The following is an 18,936-nucleotide window of genomic DNA, read 5'->3' as shown; positions in this document are numbered from 1 at the left end:
TACAAACTAAAATAACCCCCAGTTGTTGGAGATTCCAATTACTGGGGGGTTTTTTATTGCAGCGCCGTTTAACGTTGCTAACGCTTCGGTGTTTCGAGTAGCTCCCGAAGTTCGACTACACGAGCAGAGCGTTCAGTTTCAGTTGTAGGGCGTGCAAGCTGATATTCAGGTACATCGGGAAATACTTCGGCCATAGTACGGTTAAGTATTTTCACCATTGCTTCGGCAACAAAGCGTGACTTAGCTTGACGCGAAGCAACCTTCGAAATAAGTGACGGGCTTTTGTCAATTGCTTCCGCCAGCATACTAAAATCGTAACCAAGCTTTCCCAGTTCCATTCTTATTTGATCTCTATCCATTTTATCACTTAATATGAGTTCAACTTTAGTTCAAAAGGAAGTCATTTGAAGGGGAAATATATTCAAATGAAGATAAACAAGAATAGAACACAACTACATGATGAAATCAAGTCAACTGAGATTGATTTAGACTTGGTCATGGAGCGATTGTCGTTACTGGCGAATGATAAAAGAACCACCGCTATAATGCTGTGGATGGGTATTGGTGAATCGACATATACCAATTGGTACCGAAATGGGAGTGTGCCTTATGGCATAATAGTACGCACCTTATTAGCCAAGGGCATTTCTTTAGATGCTTTTTTTGCCCCGCAGCAGCGCTTAGAAGTACCAGACCAACTAGTACTTGCAGAACAAGCGCGAGCCTATAGCGGTACTGAATGGCAAGCAGAGGTTATTCGGGCCACGTTAGAAGCTAAAAAGCTATTGGCGCGAGCTAACCTAGCGGAAGAAGAGCTTTACATTAAATTTTTAGTCGATCTTTGGCTGGTGGACGAAGGCAAAATGTTCGATAACCGACAATTTGAAGACGCGGTGATCAATCATTTAAAAACGCTCGAGCCACAGTTTGAAAGAGACTGAGCGTGATTTCGAATTGTTACTAAGTAGCTATACGATAATAACTAACGAGGTAAGCGAATTTTAGGCTCGGTGGCCGGCCGGTAAAATACTGCAACTTTGCCAATAGACTGTACTAATACTGCTTTGGTGTGTTCGGCAATGGTCACCTGAACTGCGTTGCGAATGTCGCGATCTTCTTCTGGAACTTTTATTTTAATAAGTTCGTGATGTTCAAGCGCTAGTTCAATTTCTGCCAGAACGCCCTCAGTTAACCCGTTGCCACCTAATAGCACAACTGGTTTTAAAGGGTGTGCTGCGGCTTTTAAAAACTGCTTTTGTTTATTACTTAATTCCATACTTTTTCCGATTGCGTTGATTGGCTACTGCCGTCGCCATTGAATTTCCTGTATTCTACCCCCATCTAGTTAAGCGAGCTAGTCAGATTCGGCGAGTGGAGTGAAATGGGACAAAAAAAACGTACGGCGAGTAGTCGCCGCTGGTTAAAAGAATACTTTTCTGATCCTTATGTGCATAAAGCGCATAAACAAGGGTTGCGTTCGCGTGCAGTATTCAAGTTGGAAGAAATACAAAAGCGTGACCGTATTCTCAAACCCAAACAAGTGGTAGTTGACCTTGGCGCCGCACCTGGTAGTTGGTCGCAATATGTTGCTACGTTACAAAATGGTGAAGGCGAAGTTATAGCATGTGACATTCTAGAAATGGATTCAATTGCTGGAGTTGAGTTTTTACAGGGCGACTTTCGAGAAGAAGAAGTGTTACAAGCCTTATTAAACCGTATTGGTGGGCCAAATGTAGACGTGGTGCTGTCAGACATGGCACCAAATATGAGCGGCAATGAGTCGGTAGATATACCGCGTTCTATGTATTTAGTCGAACTAGCACTCGACATGTGCCGTGAAGTATTGAAACCAAATGGCTCTTTTGTCGTCAAAGTTTTTCAAGGCGAAGGGTTTGATGAGTTTCTGAAAGATGTCCGTAGTGCATTTAAAACAGTAAAAGTAAGAAAACCAGATTCATCGAGAGCGAGATCTCGCGAGGTGTATCTGGTAGCGACGGGCTACAAATTATAGTACCCTAAACCGATATTTAAGTAGTGAGAGGTAAACGCGTTGAGCGACATGGCTAAGAATCTCATTCTCTGGTTGGTCATAGCAGTTGTGCTATTGAGTGTATTTCAGGGAATTAATCCGGGCGGAACCGATACTCGATCGTACGCATATTCGGAATTTGTGAGTGATGTGAACCGTGGTGATATCCGCGAGGTGAGCATTAACGAAGCAGAAAAGGCAATTATTGCTACTAAGCGTAGCGGTGAAAAAATACGTACGGTTATGCCAAATCAAGATCCAGATTTGCTTAACGACCTGTTAACCCAGGGTAATGTACGGGTTGACTTTGTTGAGCCTGAAAAACGCAGCTTATTAGCTAGCATTTTCATTTCCTGGTTCCCGATGTTGCTGCTTATTGCCGTATGGATTTTCTTCATGCGCCAAATGCAAGGTGGCGGTGGTAAAGGGGCCATGTCATTTGGTAAAAGCAAAGCCCGATTAATGGGTGAAGACCAAATAAAAACAACACTAGCCGATGTGGCGGGTTGTGAAGAAGCAAAAGAAGAAGTGGCTGAATTAGTCGACTTTTTACGTGATCCTTCGAAGTATCAGCGTTTAGGTGGTCAAATACCAAAAGGCGTACTTATGGTTGGTCCGCCTGGAACAGGTAAAACTTTACTAGCTCGCGCAGTAGCTGGAGAAGCAAAAGTACCTTTCTTTGCTATTTCAGGTTCAGACTTTGTTGAAATGTTTGTGGGTGTGGGTGCATCTCGTGTGCGTGATATGTTCGCTCAGGCTAAAAAAGCGGCACCTTGTATTATTTTCATTGATGAAATTGACGCGGTGGGCCGCCAGCGGGGCGCAGGCCTTGGTGGTGGGCACGACGAACGCGAACAAACATTAAACCAAATGCTAGTTGAAATGGACGGTTTTGAAGGCAATGAAGGTATTATCGTTATTGCTGCCACTAACCGCCCAGACGTACTTGACCCGGCATTATTACGCCCGGGGCGTTTCGACCGTCAGGTAACAGTAGGCCTACCAGACGTACGTGGACGTGAACAAATACTTAAAGTACATATGCGTAAAGTACCTTTAGCCGATGACGTTGAGCCTGCTTTTATAGCACGCGGAACACCAGGTTTTTCAGGTGCCGACTTAGCCAACCTAGTAAACGAAGCTGCATTATTTGCTGCCCGTGAAGGGCACCGCATGGTGTCGATGGCGCAATTTGAAATGGCTAAAGACAAAATATTGATGGGTGCTGAGCGCAAATCAATGGTTATGTCGGAAGAAGAGAAAGAAATGACGGCTTACCATGAAGCCGGCCACGCCATTGTTGGCCGTATTGTGCCAGACCATGACCCTGTTTATAAAGTGTCTATTATTCCTCGTGGTCGTGCACTTGGAGTTACTATGTACTTACCCGAGCAAGACCGGGTGAGCCATAGTAAACGCCACCTAGAAAGCATGCTGTCGAGTTTGTATGGTGGCCGCATTGCAGAACAGCTTATTTATGGTGACGATTATGTAACCACTGGTGCTTCGAACGATATTGAACGTGCTACGGAAATTGCCCGTAAAATGGTAACCCAATGGGGCTTGTCTGAAAAAATGGGCCCGTTACTGTATGCCGAAGACGACGACCAAGTGTTTTTAGGCCGCTCGGTAGCGCAGAACAAACAAATGTCTGACGACACCATGAAAATGATAGACATTGAAATACGTGAATTAATAGACCGTAACTATTTACGTGCGAAAACCATTTTAGAAGAAAATACTGATATTTTGCATACCATGAAAGATGCGTTAATGAAGTACGAAACCATTGACGCAGCACAAATTGACGACTTAATGGAGCGTCGTGAAGTGCGCGAGCCGGCCAGTTGGAATGATAAAAACAATGGTCCAACTGCGGGTAATTCAGGTAGCAAAGTGTCAACGGACGATAAAAAAGTAAGTGACACGCTTAAAGTCGATAAGCCTGGCGAATCACCTGCAAGTTAAGTAACTATAAATGCCCCGTTTATCGGGGCATTTTTCTCAAAGCTCTACTAATGCTCTTAAAGCGCTAAAATATTTTTGGAGAAACCGCTGATGGCGCTTTCTAAACACCCTCTTGCTGTTATGGGCATTCTAAATGTAACGCCTGATTCATTTTCAGATGGTGGCAAGTTTAATAACCTTGAGCAGGCGTGCTTACAGGCCCAAAAAATGATCTGTGACGGTGCCGACTGGCTTGATATAGGAGGCGAATCGACTCGACCTAACGCCCCTGAAGTGTCGCTGCAAGAAGAATTAGATCGGGTTATTCCTGTCATAGAAAAACTAACCAATGAATTTCCTGTCGCTCTTTCAATAGATACCAGTAAAGCCGAAGTTATGACCGCTGCAGTTGCGGCCGGTGCGAAAATGATTAATGACGTACGTGCCTTACAAGCTCCTGGCGCCCTTGCCGCTGCGGCTAAATGTAATGTGAAAATTTGCTTAATGCACATGCAAGGGCAGCCTAGAACAATGCAACTAGAACCAAACTACAACGATGTGGTAAATGACATTAAACATTTTTTTGTAAAGCGAATTCAACAATGTGAAGCAGTAGGAATTAAGCGTCATCAACTTATTCTTGATCCAGGCTTTGGTTTTGGTAAGACATTAAGGCACAATTACGAACTTTTACGGCGTTTAGAATTATTTCATGAAATGAAGTTGCCTCTTTTAGTTGGAATGTCGCGTAAATCGATGTTAGGGCAAGTAACTGGTCGCGAAGTTTCTGCACGGCTTGCTGCAAGTGTTGCAGCAGCAACAATTGCGGCTATGAAAGGTGTACAATTTTTACGGGTACATGATGTGGCTGAAACCAAGGATGCAGTTAAAATTGTAACTGCAACATTAACAGGAGAGAGTGAATTAGATGGGTAAATACTTTGGAACAGATGGCATACGTGGCCATGTAGGCGAGTCGCCTATTACTCCAGATTTTGTACTTAAGTTAGGTTGGGCGGCAGGTAAAGTTTTTGCTGCTCAGGGCAATACAAAAGTATTAATAGGTAAAGACACCCGAATTTCTGGCTATATGTTGGAATCGGCTTTAGAAGCAGGGTTTGCTGCAGCCGGTGTCAACGTAGAGTTTTTAGGCCCCATGCCAACACCAGGTATTGCCTATATTACCAGTACCTTTCGTGCCGCCGCAGGTATTGTTATTAGTGCCTCGCATAATCCCTATTACGACAATGGCATTAAGTTCTTTTCTGATGTGGGCTTTAAGCTTTCAGATGAAATTGAAGGGGCAATTGAAGATATGCTCGACCAGCCCATGGACTGTGTAGCTTCCGAGAAGCTGGGGCGTGCGTCTCGAATTTATGACGCTTCAGGGCGCTATATTGAATTTTGTAAAAGCATATTTCCAACCGAGCTTTCTTTGCAAGGCTTCAAAATTGTTGTCGACTGCGCCAATGGTGCTACCTATCAAATTGCGCCCAGTGTGTTTCGCGAATTAGGCGCCGAAGTAATTGAAGTGGCAACCAAGCCTGACGGGTTAAATATTAATAAAAATTGTGGTGCGACCGACACAAGAGCTTTGGCTGCTGCCGTTGTAGAACATAAAGCAGATATTGGGCTCGCCTTTGATGGTGATGGCGACCGACTGATGATTATTGATGAAAACGGTGTTTTAATTGATGGCGACGAAATAGTGTTTGCCTTAGCTCGGCAGCTACTTACCGACGGCCAATTGGAAGGTGGTGTGGTAGGAACCCTAATGAGCAATATGGGCCTTGAAGTGGCTTTAGAAGAATTAGGCGTGCCATTCATTCGCACGAAAGTTGGCGACCGTCATGTAATGGAAGCTTTGAATAAGCGTCGTTGGTTGTTAGGTGGTGAAGGCTCGGGGCATATTATTAATTTACGTTACCACACCACCGGTGATGGTATTCTGGCCGCCCTACAGTTTTTAACCGCCATGATTCGTAGTGAAAGTAGCCCGCGTGGTTTGCTAAAAGGCATGGAAAAATACCCACAAGTACTCATTAATGTGCGTTATCAGCCAGGTACAGATCCGTTAAATGCAGATAATGTTCAGTCGGCGGTAGTAGAAGTTGAAAAGGCGCTAAAAAACAAAGGCCGAGTGCTATTACGTAAGTCGGGTACTGAACCCCTTATTCGAGTAATGGTAGAAGGGCGCGACGCTTCAAGTGTACGGGCTTTTGCGCAGCAAATAGCGCAAGAAGTAGAAGCTGTGAGTGTAGATTAAGCAGTTAACACACATTTTATTAAAAACTTGGCGCAGGAGCTTGTATCAAAGCAAGATGTTCGATACTATCTGCGCCGCTTAGGGAACAGGTGAGGAGGCCATTGTGCGCCAGAATATGGTTATCGCAAATTGGAAACTCAACGGTGGCACAGAGCTAATTGCAGAATTTGCCAACCAATGGGACTCGCTGACAGCGAATAATGTTCAAGTTGTTGTTTGCCCCCCTGCGGTGTATTTAGCAGCCGCTCAAGCGCACCCAAGCTTAGTGCTAGGAGCCCAAAGTTGTAGTGCTTATCAAGAAGGTGCTTATACCGGCGAGCTGTCTGCCGCGATGTTGCATGAAGTTGGAGCGCGCTATGTTCTTGTGGGGCACTCTGAGCGCCGGGCTATGTTTGGTGAAACAGATGAAGTTGTAGCAAATAAAATTGCTGCAGCCCAACAGGCGAATTTAGTACCGGTTTTATGTGTAGGTGAAACAGCAGAGCAACGTAGCGCTGGTTTTACCGCCAAAATTATATTGCAGCAGCTAGAACAAGGTTTGTTGCAAGCAGATTTAACCCGATTAGTTATTGCCTATGAACCCGTTTGGGCGATAGGTACCGGGGAAACTGCCAGTCCGGCACAAGCGCAAGAAATACATGCGCTTATCCGTAACTGGGTTGCACAACAAGATAAAGGTGTAGCCGCAAAAATACCGCTCCTTTATGGGGGTAGTGTAAAACCAGAAAATGCGGCTGAGTTGTTCCAACAACAAGACATAGACGGCGGCCTTATAGGTGGTGCAAGTTTAGATGTGGAACAGTTTAAAGCCATCTGCACGGCAGCACAGGAAATTTAAGTTATGTATGAAACATCATTAGTTATTTATTTAGTAGTGGCCATAGCTTTAATTGCTTTGATACTACTACAAAAAGGCAAAGGCGCCGAGATGGGCGCGTCGTTTGGTTCGGGAGCATCTAATACTGTATTTGGTGCGACAGGCTCAGGTAATTTCTTAACCCGACTGACAGCTATACTAGCGGTAAGCTTTTTCTTAATGAGTTTAATTTTAGGAAATATGGCAGCAAATCAGGCTGGCAATGCTAAAGGCGAGCTTAACTTTGAGCTACCAACAACAGAACAAACGCCTGTTGTGCCGTTAGAAAGCAACTAGCCAAACACGAGTTTTAGAATAAATTGCCGAAGTGGTGGAATTGGTAGACACGCCACCTTGAGGGGGTGGTGCTCTTACGGGCGTGCGAGTTCAAATCTCGCCTTCGGCACCAATTAAGTCTTTGTTATATTGATAGAAATGAACGCTTTATTTACCAATATTTGGTTGCAAAAAAAGTAGTTCTAAGTATAATTAAGCATATTCGGACGCGGGGTGGAGCAGTCTGGTAGCTCGTCGGGCTCATAACCCGAAGGTCGTAGGTTCAAATCCTGCCCCCGCAACCAGTTCGAGTTTATTAGCAAGCAGAAGATACGCTTCGTAAGCTCGAGTCGAAAGGCTAAATAGTTATGTTAGAGCCCCGACAGCGAACGGGGCTTTTTGCTATTTGTACTACGACTCTTTTTGTATGACCTTAGAACTGGGCTTTAAAGCCCTTTTTTTGTTTTTGGAGGTTGCCTTGGCAACGTTGGTAGAACGTTTAACAAATATGATCGAGCCGGCTGTTGCAGCTGCAGGCTTTGAGCTGCTAGGTGTTGAGTACGTACGGGCAGGCCGTAGTTCCACTTTACGTGTTTATATTGATCATGAAAACGGTATTTTAGTTGACGATTGCGCAATTGTTAGCCGACAAGTTGGCGCAGTACTAGATGTAGAAGATCCAATAAGTTCAGAATATAATTTGGAAGTGTCCTCGCCAGGTGCCGATCGCCCACTGTTTAAAATCGCTCATTATGAAGCTTTAGTGGGTAATAAAATTTCGGTTCAGCTTCAAGTTCCAGTAGCAAACAGACGCAAATTTACGGGCGAATTGACTACAGTTAAAGATGACACTTTAACGTTCCTAGTGGATGACAACCCATTTCCTGTAGCTTTTTCTCAAATTAAAAAAGCTAATTTAGTACCAAGTTTTGAATAAACGAGGCAAAGGCATGAATAAAGAAATTTTGCTAGTTGCAGAAGCTGTCTCCCACGAAAAGGGAGTGCCGCGGGAGAAAATTTTTGAAGCGCTTGAAATCGCTATTTCTACAGCTACGCGTAAAAAGCACGATGGTGACATTGACGTTCGTGTTGCTATAGATCGTCAAACGGGTGGGTTTGAAACATTTCGTCGTTGGCAAGTGGTTGCCGACCCTGAAGCCGGAGCCGGTTTAGAAAACCCATATGCGGAAATTTCCTTGTCAGCGGCGCAAGTTGACGACCCTGAAATTCAACCGGGCGACTATATTGAAGACCAAATTGAGTCGATAGAATTTGACCGTATTACTACGCAAACGGCGAAGCAGGTAATATTCCAAAAAGTTCGTGAAGCCGAACGTGAACAAGTGGTTGAACATTACCAAGATCAAGTTGGTACGCTAATTAACGGTATCGTTAAAAAAACCTCCCGTGAAAATGTTATTCTTGATTTAGGTGGTAACGCAGAAGCGGTTATTTTCCGCGACGAAATGTTACCCCGTGAAAACGTACGGCCAGGCGACCGCGTACGCGGGTTGCTATACGACGTGCGCCCAGAAGCTCGTGGTGCCCAATTATTTGTAAGCCGTACACACCCAGACTTTCTCATTGAACTGTTCCGTATCGAGGTACCAGAAATAGGTGAGGAAATGATTGAGGTGAAGTGTGCGGCCCGTGATCCAGGCTCACGTGCTAAAATAGCAGTGAAGTCGAATGATCGCCGTATTGATCCTGTAGGTGCTTGCGTAGGTATGCGTGGAGCACGTGTACAAGCTGTTTCTAGCGAGCTCGGCGGCGAGCGCGTCGACATAGTGTTATGGGACGATAACCCAGCACAGTTCGTTATTAATGCTATGGCCCCTGCAGAAGTTGTTTCTATTGTTATGGACGAAGAAACACACACTATGGATGTAGCCGTAGAAGAAGGTAACTTGGCTCAGGCCATTGGTCGTAATGGTCAAAACGTGCGCTTAGCCAGCCAGCTAACAGGCTGGGAGTTGAACGTAATGACAATTGGTGCTTTCAACGAGCGTAACGAACAAGAGTCGGATCGTATTACTAAACTATTTACTGAAGGTTTAGATATTGACGACGACTTTGCAGCTTTATTGATAGACGAAGGTTTTTCTTCACTAGAAGAAATAGCTTATGTGCCGGTAGCGGAACTTTTATCTGTTGAAGGCCTAGATGAAGACATAGTTGAAGAACTACGTGCACGCGCACGCGACTTCTTAACCACAAAGGCACTAGCAGCTGAAGAGCTGTTAGAAGGTAAAGGGCCAGACGAAACCTTATTAGGCTTGGAAGGTCTTGACCGCGAATTAGCCTTTGCCTTAGCAGCCCAAGGTGTTCGTACCTTAGAAGATTTGGCAGAACAAGGTATTGACGAATTGTCAGAGATTGAGTCGTTGACTCCAGAAATGGCGGGCGAGCTGATAATGAAAGCGCGCAACATTTGCTGGTTCAGCGAAGATGAAGATAACAAGTGAGGTGGGAATTAGATGGCAGAAGTAAACCTAGAAAAACTCGCCAGTGAAATCGGTACCCCCGTTGATCGCTTGCTGGAGCAATTAAGTGAAGCTGGTATTAGAAAAAAAGCTGGCGACTCTGTAACTGAAGAAGAGAAAGAAACTTTGCTAAAGCATTTGCACAAGCAACACGGTAGTGAAACCACTGTAGCGACTCCTGAGCGCATGACGCTTACCCGGAAAAGCCGTAGTACCTTAAATGTAGGTACTGGGCCTGGTCGTACTAAAGAAGTTCAAGTTGAAGTGCGTAAAAAACGCACCTATGTGAAGCGTACCACCGCTGAAGATGAGCAACGCCTTGAAGAAGAACGCTTAGCCGCAGAACAAGCTGCTGCTGAGCAGGCGAAGGCTGAAGCAGAAGCGCGTGCGAAAGCTCAAGCTGAAGCCGAGCTTAAAGAAGCCGCCGCGCAAAAAGCGCGTGAAGAAAAGCGTAAGGCCCAAGAAGCTGCTAAAGCCAAGGCCGCTGCCGCAGCTGCAGCAACGGCGAGAAGTCCAGAAGAGCAAGCGGCTTTTGAAGCTGCGCGTGCGGAAGAAGAACGCTTACGTAAATTGCAAGAAAAAGAATTAACCAAAAAAGCTAAAGAAGAAGCAGAAAAACTTGCTGAAGAAGCGCGTCGTTTAGCTGAAGAAAACCAAGTGCGCTGGGCCGAAGAAGAAGCCCGTCGCAAAAAAGCCGAAGAAGAAGAAGTGTTTGTAACTACCTCGGAAACGGCTAAGTTAGCTGAACAGCAGCAAGATTCAGAAGAAGAAGGCCGCACTCGCCGCAAGAAAACGAAGCAAAGAAGAACTAAGGAAGACGAAGGTCAGCCACGGCGTGAGCGTCGCCGCAAGGGTGGCAAAATGAAAGCACCCCAGTCTTTACAGCATGGCTTTAATAAGCCCGCCGCACCTGTTGTTCGTGAAGTTCGTTTAACGGAAACAATTACTGTTGCAGAACTTGCTAACCGCATGTCAGTGAAAGCTGCTGAGGTTATCAAGTCGATGATGAAAATGGGTGAAATGGTAACCATTAACCAAGTGCTTGATCAAGAAACAGCTTCACTTGTGGTTGAAGAGTTTGGCCATACGCCAGTGGTTGTTCATGATAATGCCCTTGAAGAGCTGGTATTAAGTGACCGCGGTGATGTGGGTGAGTTAATGCCACGAGCACCTGTTGTTACGGTCATGGGTCACGTAGACCATGGTAAAACGTCGCTACTTGACTATATACGTAAAACCAAAATAGCAGCCGGTGAAGCGGGTGGTATTACCCAGCATATTGGTGCCTACCACGTGGACACGGGCCATGGCATGATTACTTTCCTTGACACCCCAGGGCACGCCGCATTTACTTCCATGCGAGCTCGTGGAGCTAGTGCCACTGACGTAGTTATTCTTGTTGTAGCTGCAGACGACGGTGTTATGCCGCAAACGATTGAAGCTGTACAGCACGCGAAAGCCGCCAACGTACCTTTAATTGTGGCTGTAAACAAAATGGATAAGCCAACGGCAGATCCAGATCGAATTAAATCTGAGTTGTCACAACACGACGTGTTGTCTGAAGAGTGGGGCGGTGAAGTTCAATTTGTTCACGTTTCTGCGAAAACCGGTGACAACATTGATGCCCTGCTAGAAGCGGTATTGTTGCAATCTGAAATGCTCGACTTGCGTGCCGACGTTGAAGGCTTAGCGCAGGGCGTGGTAATAGAGTCACGTTTAGACAAAGGCCGTGGCCCAGTTGCTTCTGTGTTAGTACAAAGTGGTACCTTACGCCGCGGTGACATTGTCTTATGTGGCCTTGAATATGGTCGTATTCGTGCCATGCGCGATGAGTTAGGCCGTGATGTCGAAACTGCAGGACCTTCGACGCCAGTTGAAATATTAGGTTTGTCGGGTGTACCAGACGCTGGTGACGAAGTTACCGTGGTGAAAGACGAGCGTAAAGCCCGTGAAGTGTCTAATTATCGTCAAGGTAAATACCGTGATGTGAAATTAGCCCGTCAGCAAAAGTCGAAGCTAGAAAACATGTTTAGTGACATGGAAGAAGGCGATGTTGCTGAATTGAACATTGTACTTAAATCAGACGTTCAAGGTTCACTTGAAGCCATTACGGAATCTCTTGCTGTGTTGTCTACGGACGAAGTTAAAGTGAACATAGTTGGTAGCGGTGTAGGTGGTATTACTGAAACTGATATTTCTTTAGCAGGCGCTTCCAACGCCATTGTGATTGGCTTTAACGTGCGTGCCGATGCAACTGCGCGACGCTTATCTGAAAACGAGAATATAGAATTACGCTACTACAGTGTTATTTATGACTTGATTGAAGAAATTACCCAAGCAATGACGGGTATGTTGTCGCCAGAATTTAAGCAAGTTATTATTGGCTTAGCTGAAGTTCGTGATGTATTTAAGTCACCACGCATTGGTGCTATTGCTGGCTGTATGGTTACTGAAGGTATCGTTAAACGTTCAGCGCCCATTCGTGTATTACGTGATAATATCGTCATTTACGAAGGTGAACTAGAGTCGTTACGCCGTTTCAAAGACGACGTGCAGGAAGTTCGCCACGGTATGGAATGTGGTATCGGCGTGAAAAACTATAACGATGTGAAAGTGGGTGACCAAATTGAAGTATTCGAAACCATTCAGGTTGAGCGTACTTTATAAGTAACATCGCTATGAACCGACCGATGTATTCCATCGGTCGGTTTTTTATTTTAGGAGTATCCCATGGCTGATTACAAACGAGTTGACCGATTTTCACAGCAACTACAGCGTGAAATAGCGGTAATATTACAGCGTGAAATTAAAGACCCACGGGTAGTGATGCCAACGGTGTCTGATGTGGAGGTGTCGCGCGATTTGTCTTATGCGAAAGTGTTTATTACCTTCCTAGCAGACGATGCAGAAAGCGTTAAAGTTGCTTTAGCCGTCCTAAACGATGCAGCAGGTTATATTCGTTCGTTGTTAGGTAAGCGCATTTCTTCGCGTGTTACCCCAAACGTTAAGTTTGTGCATGATACTTCAACCAGTGAAGGTATGCGCATGGCTGGTTTGGTAAAAGAAGCATTAAACGACGACGAGCGGAAAAAAAGAAACTCAGAACAACAGGACGACTAAGTGGCTCGGCGTAGAAAATCTGCTCGTGCTATTGATGGCATGATTCTAATTGACAAGCCCACAGGCATAACGTCTAACCGTGTGGTGCAAATTGTTCGGCGTATTTTTAATGCGCAAAGTGCGGGGCATACGGGTGCGCTCGACCCTTTAGCTACGGGAATGCTGCCCGTATGTATTGGTGAAGCAACCAAGTTTTCTCAGCTTTTGCTAGAGGCTGACAAAGCTTACCAGGTAGTGGCTAAGTTCGGTGAGCGTACCGACACTAGCGACGCCGATGGTGAAGTTGTAGAGCGCCATTCGGTGAACCTTACGGAGCAAGAATTAGTTGCAGCACTACCGGCTTTTCGGGGCGTAACCCAGCAGGTGCCGTCGATGTTTTCGGCATTAAAATATCAAGGCAAACCTTTGTATGAGTACGCTAGAGCCGGCAAAACTGTTCCCCGCCAAGCTCGCAATATAAATGTTTATGCTCTTGAACTAGTAGAATTTAACGGCGATACGGCAACATTAAATGTTGCCTGTAGTAAAGGCACTTATATTCGCACCATAGTTGACGACTTAGGCCAGCTGCTTGGTTGTGGTGCTCATGTGCAGCAACTACGGCGTACGGGTGTAGCAAATTACCCGTATGAAAAAATGATAACCCTAGCAGCACTAGAAAAGGCGGCAGAGCAGGGGCCACCCGACCATTTGCTTCTACCAATGGACATGCCTGCAATAGAACTGCCCGTTTGTGTATTAAGCGAACTTGAATTACGCCGGTTTATACATGGCAACCCCTTTACTCGACCAACGGCAGACGACGTAGTACGCATTTATGCTGAAGACGGCGTATTTTGGGGGGTTGCAGAACGGCGTGAAGGTGGTGACCACTGGCCTCGGCGCGTGGTGGTGCGTAACTAAATTACCCCCTAACAATGCTTGAAATTACTGCGGCGCGCACGTATAATTCGCGCTTGTTTCACTCTGGCTGAATTAGTGATTGGCTGGAGTTCATTTAATCTGGAGAAAGATATGTCACTAACTGCGGAACAAAAAGCTCAAATCGTTAAAGACAACGCTCGCACAGAAGGCGACACTGGTTCACCTGAAGTACAAGTTGCTTTGTTAACAGCTCAAATTGGTGAGCTACAAGATCACTTTAAAGAGCACGTGCACGACCACCATTCACGTCGTGGTTTATTGCGCATGGTTAGCCAGCGTCGTAAGTTGCTCGACTATTTAAAAAGAAAAGATCAAAATCGCTATTTAGAATTGATCAAGCGTTTGGGGCTGCGTCGCTAAGACCAGTTTCAAAGAAAGGGGCCAGCTGGCCCCTTTTTGCTTTTAAGTTGTTGTTCAAAGTTTCTGTTGTTTCGCATTCTTCGGTATACTGGGTGTGGAACGGAAATAGTAAAGATAGATGTAGTAAATGCACAATTATTGTGTGAGTCAGCGAGCCCGGGTTGGGCCTTAAATGTAAGTAAGTGAAGGAAAAGTAAACGTGAATCCTATTATAAAACAATTTCAATATGGCCAGCACACTGTAACTCTTGAAACTGGTGCTATAGCGCGCCAAGCAAGCGGTGCGGTTATGGTTACAATGGACGATACCGCGGTACTCGTCACGGTGGTTGGTAAAAAAGACGCAAAATCAGACCAAGATTTTTTCCCGTTAACCGTAAATTACCAAGAGCGTACCTATGCCGCGGGTAAAATACCAGGTGGTTTCTTTAAGCGTGAAGGCCGTCCAAGCGAAGGCGAAACCTTAACCAGTCGTTTAATCGACCGTCCAATACGTCCGCTTTTCCCTGAAGGTTTTTTTAACGAAGTTCAAATCATTGCCACTGTTATGTCGGTAAACCCAGAAGTTGCCCCAGACATTGTTGCTCTTATTGGTACTTCTGCTGCCCTAGCTATTTCTGGTTTACCGTTTAATGGTCCTATTGGTGCCGCCCGTGTTGGTGTTTTAAACAATGAATATGTGTTAAACCCAACGCAAACAGAATTGCTTGAGTCTAACCTTGACCTTGTTGTAGCAGGTACTGCGTCGGCAGTATTAATGGTTGAGTCAGAAGCAAGTATTCTTAGCGAAGACGTTATGTTAGGCGCTGTAATGTATGGTCATGAGCAATTACAAAACGTAATTAATGCTGTGAACGAATTTGCTGCTGAAGTGAATACACCAAAATGGGACTGGCAGCCAGCCGCTAAAAACGAAGCGTTAATTGAAAAAATTCGTGCCTTTGCCGCAGAAAAAATTGGTGCTGCGTATTCACTGTCCGATAAAGCAGAACGTCGTGATGCGCTAGCAGTAGTTCGTGCCGACATGATGGAAGCTTTAAAAGCAGAAGACGAAGCTTTAAATGAAAAAGAAGCAGGCGATATTTTCCATGCTATTGAGTCTGACGTTGTGCGTAGCCGCATAATTGCTGGCGAACCCCGCATCGACGGCCGTGAGCCAGACATGGTTCGTGGTTTGCACGTAGGTACTGGCGTACTACCACGTACTCACGGCTCGGCAATTTTCACCCGTGGTGAAACCCAGGCAATTGTTGTTGCAACCCTAGGTACTGAGCGCGATGCGCAAAACATCGACGAAATACTAGGCGCCCGCCAAGACCGCTTCATGTTGCATTATAACTTCCCTCCCTACTGTGTAGGCGAAACCGGCTTTGTTGGTTCACCTAAGCGTCGCGAAATTGGCCATGGCCGTTTAGCCAAGCGCGGTGTACTTGCAGTTATGCCTACTGCTGAAGAATTCCCGTACACCGTACGTATTGTTGCTGAAGTAACTGAATCGAACGGTTCTAGCTCAATGGCGTCGGTATGTGGTACCTCCTTAGCGCTAATGGACGCAGGTGTCCCGATTAAAGCGTCTGTAGCTGGTATTGCTATGGGCTTAGTGAAAGAAGGCGACAAGCATGTGGTGCTTTCAGACATTCTTGGCGACGAAGACCACTTGGGCGACATGGACTTTAAAGTTGCAGGTACTACTGAAGGTATTACTGCACTACAAATGGACATTAAAATTGAAGGTATTACCAAAGACATTATGCAGCAAGCATTAGCACAAGCTAAGGCCGCCCGTTTGCATATTCTTACGGTAATGGACGAAGCTTTAGGCGACGCCCGTGCCGACGTGTCTGCCTTTGCCCCTCGTTTCCATATTATGAAGATAAACCCTGAAAAAATTCGTGATGTAATTGGTAAAGGTGGCGCAGTTATTCGTGAATTAACCGAGTCGACCAACACGAATATTGAAATAAGCGATGACGGTACTATTAAAATTGCCGCCACCGACGAAGCAGACGCACAAGCAGCAGTAGCGAAAATTGAAGCAATTACTGCCGACGTTGAAGTGGGCCGTATTTATGAAGGTAAAGTAGCTCGTATCGTAGACTTCGGTGCTTTCGTAACTATTTTGCCAGGCAAAGACGGCTTAGTGCATATTTCTCAAATTGCTGAAGAGCGCGTTGAAAATGTTAGCGACTACTTGGAAGTTGGTCAAACAGTGAATGTAAAAGTGCTGGAAATTGACCGCCAAGGCCGTGTGCGCCTAAGCATGAAAGAAGCTGCTCCAAAAGTAGAAGAAACGACTGAATAAACCAGTTGTTCCAAAGTATGTTCAAACCGCCTTCGGGCGGTTTTTCTTTATTTGAATGATACGTATTTTATAAGTATGCACAAAATTAACCATGGCAACGCTGTTCAGGTGCTGCAATTTGTTTCTTGCTGTGCTGTAATGAAACTTAACAATTATTCTGCGGAGCGCTTTGTGTATAGAGTATTTGCCATTTTATTATCGCTATTTATTGCCACCGGTTGTGCGGTATCGCCTAAGCAAACCACCAGCGCCACCACAGACACAAGTAGCCAGCCTGCTCGTGGCCCGCGGGCTGAACTTGCTTTAGTTGAGCCGGTACAGGCCTCGCAAGCGCGACAAGCAGAAGCAGCGCAACTAACACAGTTACTAAGTAACAGTGAACTAAGCCAAGAACAACGTGCGTTGGTGTATTATCGGCGGGGTATTGTGTTCGACGGCCTTGGCTTGCCGGCTTTGGCTATGCTAGATATGAACCAGGCGCTCGAAATTGCTCCTGCCATGGCAGAAGCTTGGCATTATTTGGGTGTGTACTACATGCAGCATGGTAATTACGTAAGTGCCTATGAAGCCTTTGATAGCGTTATTGAGCTGCAACCAGACCATGATTATGTTTATTTAAATCGGGGCTTAACATCGTATTACGACGACCAATATGAATTGGCCGTGAACGACTTTGCCGACTATTACTTTCAAGATCCCTCCGATCCATACCGTATTGCTTGGTATTATTTTGCCGCTTATGAAGTGGATAGTGGTCGTGCCGAAGAGCAATTACAGCAGCAATTGCAAGCTGTTCCGGCCGACAGCTGGGGCGGTACTATTGTGCGCTTTTTAGCGGGAGCCGTAGACGAGCCTACCTTAGTTGCCAGAGCATTTAATAATATTGAAAGCCACGAAGAGCTAGTTGCACGGCTGTGTGAAGCCTATTTTTATCTTGGCAAAAAAGCGGCCATGGCAGGCGACACCGAAACAGCCCTGAATTACTTTAAGTTAACCATTATGACTAATGTTTACCCTTTTATTGAGTACCGAGCGGCTCGTACCGAACTCTTCCGTTTACGCGCTCCGTCAGCTGGGGAATAAGCGTTAGTGGCAACACTAAGGCCAACCCTAGGCCTTATTGCTATTTGCTGCTTAGTGTTAGTGCTGCTGGCCGCGAGCACGCCTAGGGCGCATACAGGCAGTTCGTTGTTTGTTATTCAGCACGCAGCCAAGCAAGGTTACAATGATGCTATGCTGCTGTTGGCACAAGCCTATAAGCACCGCAAACAAGATTCTGCAGCTTTATTGTGGGCACAACGGGCTTTAGACAATGGCAATGAAAACGCTTTAAGCCAGCTACTACAGTGGTACCCGCAAAACGAGCGACAGTGGTATAGCAAAGCTGCCCAGCAAGGTAGTATGAATGCTCAGGTGTTTTTATGGCACCAAGAGGGTAGGGCATTAACAGCAAGTGAATTACAATTACTTGCCAGCTGGCCTTGGCAAAAACTAAATAGTCAAAGTAGGCATTTATTGGCTCAGTTGCTTTTATTCCAGCATAACTCGTTGCCGACTTTACCCCATTGGCGGGCCTTAGCTTACACAGCAAAAAGTACAAACCACAGTTATTGGCAACCGTTGCTAGCCGGCGACGATGTGCTGCGCAGAATACCCACTCAGTGTGATTTTAATTTGGCCTTTAGCACTCAGCGTAGGCAAGCTATTCGTTCTGTTTTGCGCTGGTTAAATGCGCTTGATGAGTTTTTGTTGGGGCGGGGCTATCGCTTGTGTGCTAGCCAACAGGCTTTATTGCCGGACAGTCATTGTGAGGCAGAGTCTGGCAGAGCATTTTGTAGCACTAGTAGGCTGCCGAGCGGGCAAGCGATTACCATTATTGTAACAGAGCAAGGTAGCGCCAACACACGTAATGGCAAGGTTTATCTTAATGAACACGCTAGTTGGCAAGTATTGCTACATGAATTAGGTCATGCGCTAGGGTTGGCCGATGAGTACCCAATGGCACATGAGCTAGCTCAGCGCTTTTGCTCGGGAGATTACAATTTTAAGGCCCGCAACATAGTTTTAGCCGAGCCCCGTATACTAAGTGTTACCGCAGTGGAGCAACTGCGCGAAAGGTTACCCTGGCGTGAGCAACTTACTACGGCGATAGCCTTACCAGTTGCGATTGGAGCAGGAACCTATTTCCGCCTGGGCTCGAGCGAACCCGGTAAAATAGGGTTATATACCACCGCCACTTGCCAAGCTACTCGACTACAGGCGTGGAAGCCGGTACAGGCAGTGACCTTTATGGAGCAGCACGAGGTAAGCTATGTGCCCGACTTGTATTTACAGTGGATGGCAGAAGAAATGGCCAACCGCTAAAGGCTTAGC

18 protein-coding genes and 2 tRNA genes are annotated in these 18,936 nt (G+C 45.8%); 18 read left to right on the top strand and 2 right to left on the bottom strand.

The features are described 5' to 3' along the window. Nucleotides 1-77: 77 nt before the first annotated feature. A complete protein-coding gene (locus M1L23_RS10155) occupies nt 78-359 on the bottom strand; it encodes a hypothetical protein (RefSeq protein WP_252627252.1) in 282 nt (93 codons plus the stop codon). Nucleotides 360-425: 66 nt separating this feature from the next. On the opposite strand from M1L23_RS10155, the gene M1L23_RS10150 reads away from it, so the two are divergent. After that, on the top strand, nt 426-941 hold the full coding sequence (locus M1L23_RS10150; protein WP_252627251.1) for a helix-turn-helix domain-containing protein: 516 nt from the start codon (nt 426-428) through the stop codon (nt 939-941). A gap of 41 nt (nt 942-982) precedes the next feature. Here the strand turns inward: M1L23_RS10150 and yhbY are convergent, their stop codons facing one another. Further along, a complete protein-coding gene (yhbY, locus tag M1L23_RS10145) occupies nt 983-1,276 on the bottom strand; it encodes a ribosome assembly RNA-binding protein YhbY (RefSeq protein WP_252627250.1) in 294 nt (97 codons plus the stop codon). A gap of 105 nt (nt 1,277-1,381) precedes the next feature. On the opposite strand from yhbY, the gene rlmE reads away from it, so the two are divergent. The 17 genes from rlmE (at nt 1,382) to M1L23_RS10060 (ending at nt 18,927) form a co-directional block, all read left to right on the top strand. Beyond that, the gene (gene rlmE, locus M1L23_RS10140; protein ID WP_252627249.1) at nt 1,382-2,011 is read left to right on the top strand and encodes a 23S rRNA (uridine(2552)-2'-O)-methyltransferase RlmE; all 630 of its coding nucleotides are present in this window, start codon (nt 1,382-1,384) and stop codon (nt 2,009-2,011) included. A 39-nt stretch (nt 2,012-2,050) separates the two neighbouring features. Continuing rightward, a complete protein-coding gene (ftsH, locus tag M1L23_RS10135) occupies nt 2,051-3,997 on the top strand; it encodes an ATP-dependent zinc metalloprotease FtsH (protein WP_252627248.1) in 1,947 nt (648 codons plus the stop codon). 90 nt (nt 3,998-4,087) lie between these two features. Then, nucleotides 4,088-4,912: a dihydropteroate synthase gene (gene folP, locus M1L23_RS10130; protein WP_252627247.1), complete on the top strand. Its 825-nt coding sequence runs from the start codon at nt 4,088-4,090 to the stop codon at nt 4,910-4,912. Then, on the top strand, nt 4,905-6,242 hold the full coding sequence (gene glmM / locus M1L23_RS10125; protein WP_252627246.1) for a phosphoglucosamine mutase: 1,338 nt from the start codon (nt 4,905-4,907) through the stop codon (nt 6,240-6,242). Before folP ends, glmM begins: the two co-directional genes overlap by 8 nt. 103 nt (nt 6,243-6,345) lie before the next feature. Then, nucleotides 6,346-7,080, top strand: coding sequence for a triose-phosphate isomerase (tpiA, locus tag M1L23_RS10120; RefSeq protein ID WP_252627245.1), 735 nt, complete (start codon nt 6,346-6,348; stop codon nt 7,078-7,080). A 3-nt stretch (nt 7,081-7,083) separates the two neighbouring features. Continuing rightward, nucleotides 7,084-7,395, top strand: a complete 312-nt coding sequence (secG, locus tag M1L23_RS10115) for a preprotein translocase subunit SecG (RefSeq protein ID WP_252627244.1) — start codon at nt 7,084-7,086, stop codon at nt 7,393-7,395. A 25-nt stretch (nt 7,396-7,420) separates the two neighbouring features. Further along, nucleotides 7,421-7,507 (top strand) — tRNA-Leu (locus tag M1L23_RS10110). A 95-nt stretch (nt 7,508-7,602) separates the two neighbouring features. After that, nucleotides 7,603-7,679: transfer RNA gene (locus M1L23_RS10105), tRNA-Met, on the top strand. A 173-nt stretch (nt 7,680-7,852) separates the two neighbouring features. Beyond that, nucleotides 7,853-8,311 carry a ribosome maturation factor RimP gene (gene rimP / locus M1L23_RS10100; RefSeq protein WP_252627265.1) on the top strand — a complete coding sequence of 153 codons (459 nt, stop codon included), beginning with the start codon at nt 7,853-7,855 and terminating at the stop codon, nt 8,309-8,311. Between the two features lie 13 nt (nt 8,312-8,324). Then, complete coding sequence (gene nusA / locus M1L23_RS10095; RefSeq protein WP_252627243.1) at nt 8,325-9,839, top strand: transcription termination factor NusA; 1,515 nt, start codon at nt 8,325-8,327, stop codon at nt 9,837-9,839. A 12-nt stretch (nt 9,840-9,851) separates the two neighbouring features. Continuing rightward, nucleotides 9,852-12,524 carry a translation initiation factor IF-2 gene (gene infB, locus M1L23_RS10090; RefSeq protein ID WP_252627242.1) on the top strand — a complete coding sequence of 891 codons (2,673 nt, stop codon included), beginning with the start codon at nt 9,852-9,854 and terminating at the stop codon, nt 12,522-12,524. A gap of 63 nt (nt 12,525-12,587) precedes the next feature. Next, nucleotides 12,588-12,977, top strand: a complete 390-nt coding sequence (rbfA, locus tag M1L23_RS10085; protein ID WP_252627241.1) for a 30S ribosome-binding factor RbfA — start codon at nt 12,588-12,590, stop codon at nt 12,975-12,977. Nucleotides 12,978-13,016: 39 nt separating this feature from the next. After that, nucleotides 13,017-13,880: a tRNA pseudouridine(55) synthase TruB gene (truB, locus tag M1L23_RS10080; RefSeq protein ID WP_252627264.1), complete on the top strand. Its 864-nt coding sequence runs from the start codon at nt 13,017-13,019 to the stop codon at nt 13,878-13,880. Nucleotides 13,881-13,991: 111 nt separating this feature from the next. Then, nucleotides 13,992-14,261: a 30S ribosomal protein S15 gene (gene rpsO, locus M1L23_RS10075; RefSeq protein ID WP_252627240.1), complete on the top strand. Its 270-nt coding sequence runs from the start codon at nt 13,992-13,994 to the stop codon at nt 14,259-14,261. Between the two features lie 199 nt (nt 14,262-14,460). After that, complete coding sequence (pnp, locus tag M1L23_RS10070; RefSeq protein ID WP_252627239.1) at nt 14,461-16,563, top strand: polyribonucleotide nucleotidyltransferase; 2,103 nt, start codon at nt 14,461-14,463, stop codon at nt 16,561-16,563. Between the two features lie 171 nt (nt 16,564-16,734). Next, nucleotides 16,735-17,646: a lipoprotein NlpI gene (nlpI, locus tag M1L23_RS15000; RefSeq protein WP_252627238.1), complete on the top strand. Its 912-nt coding sequence runs from the start codon at nt 16,735-16,737 to the stop codon at nt 17,644-17,646. A gap of 6 nt (nt 17,647-17,652) precedes the next feature. Next, nucleotides 17,653-18,927: a hypothetical protein gene (locus tag M1L23_RS10060; protein ID WP_252627237.1), complete on the top strand. Its 1,275-nt coding sequence runs from the start codon at nt 17,653-17,655 to the stop codon at nt 18,925-18,927. Nucleotides 18,928-18,936: the final 9 nt, after the last annotated feature.

The sequence above is a fragment of the Aliidiomarina quisquiliarum genome (assembly GCF_023922585.1).
In the GTDB taxonomy this organism is placed as follows: domain Bacteria; phylum Pseudomonadota; class Gammaproteobacteria; order Enterobacterales; family Alteromonadaceae; genus Aliidiomarina; species Aliidiomarina quisquiliarum.
Note: the sequence above shows the minus strand (reverse complement) of the source record. Positions and strands in the feature narration are given on the sequence as shown.

Coding starts and splice junctions, on each gene's coding strand:
- M1L23_RS10155 (WP_252627252.1), bottom strand. CDS start 359: ATGGATAGAGATCAAATAAGAATGGAACTGGGAAAGCTTGGTTACGAT.
- M1L23_RS10150 (WP_252627251.1), top strand. CDS start 426: ATGAAGATAAACAAGAATAGAACACAACTACATGATGAAATCAAGTCA.
- yhbY (WP_252627250.1), bottom strand. CDS start 1,276: ATGGAATTAAGTAATAAACAAAAGCAGTTTTTAAAAGCCGCAGCACAC.
- rlmE (WP_252627249.1), top strand. CDS start 1,382: ATGGGACAAAAAAAACGTACGGCGAGTAGTCGCCGCTGGTTAAAAGAA.
- folP (WP_252627247.1), top strand. CDS start 4,088: ATGGCGCTTTCTAAACACCCTCTTGCTGTTATGGGCATTCTAAATGTA.
- glmM (WP_252627246.1), top strand. CDS start 4,905: ATGGGTAAATACTTTGGAACAGATGGCATACGTGGCCATGTAGGCGAG.
- secG (WP_252627244.1), top strand. CDS start 7,084: ATGTATGAAACATCATTAGTTATTTATTTAGTAGTGGCCATAGCTTTA.
- nusA (WP_252627243.1), top strand. CDS start 8,325: ATGAATAAAGAAATTTTGCTAGTTGCAGAAGCTGTCTCCCACGAAAAG.
- infB (WP_252627242.1), top strand. CDS start 9,852: ATGGCAGAAGTAAACCTAGAAAAACTCGCCAGTGAAATCGGTACCCCC.
- rbfA (WP_252627241.1), top strand. CDS start 12,588: ATGGCTGATTACAAACGAGTTGACCGATTTTCACAGCAACTACAGCGT.
- truB (WP_252627264.1), top strand. CDS start 13,017: ATGATTCTAATTGACAAGCCCACAGGCATAACGTCTAACCGTGTGGTG.
- rpsO (WP_252627240.1), top strand. CDS start 13,992: ATGTCACTAACTGCGGAACAAAAAGCTCAAATCGTTAAAGACAACGCT.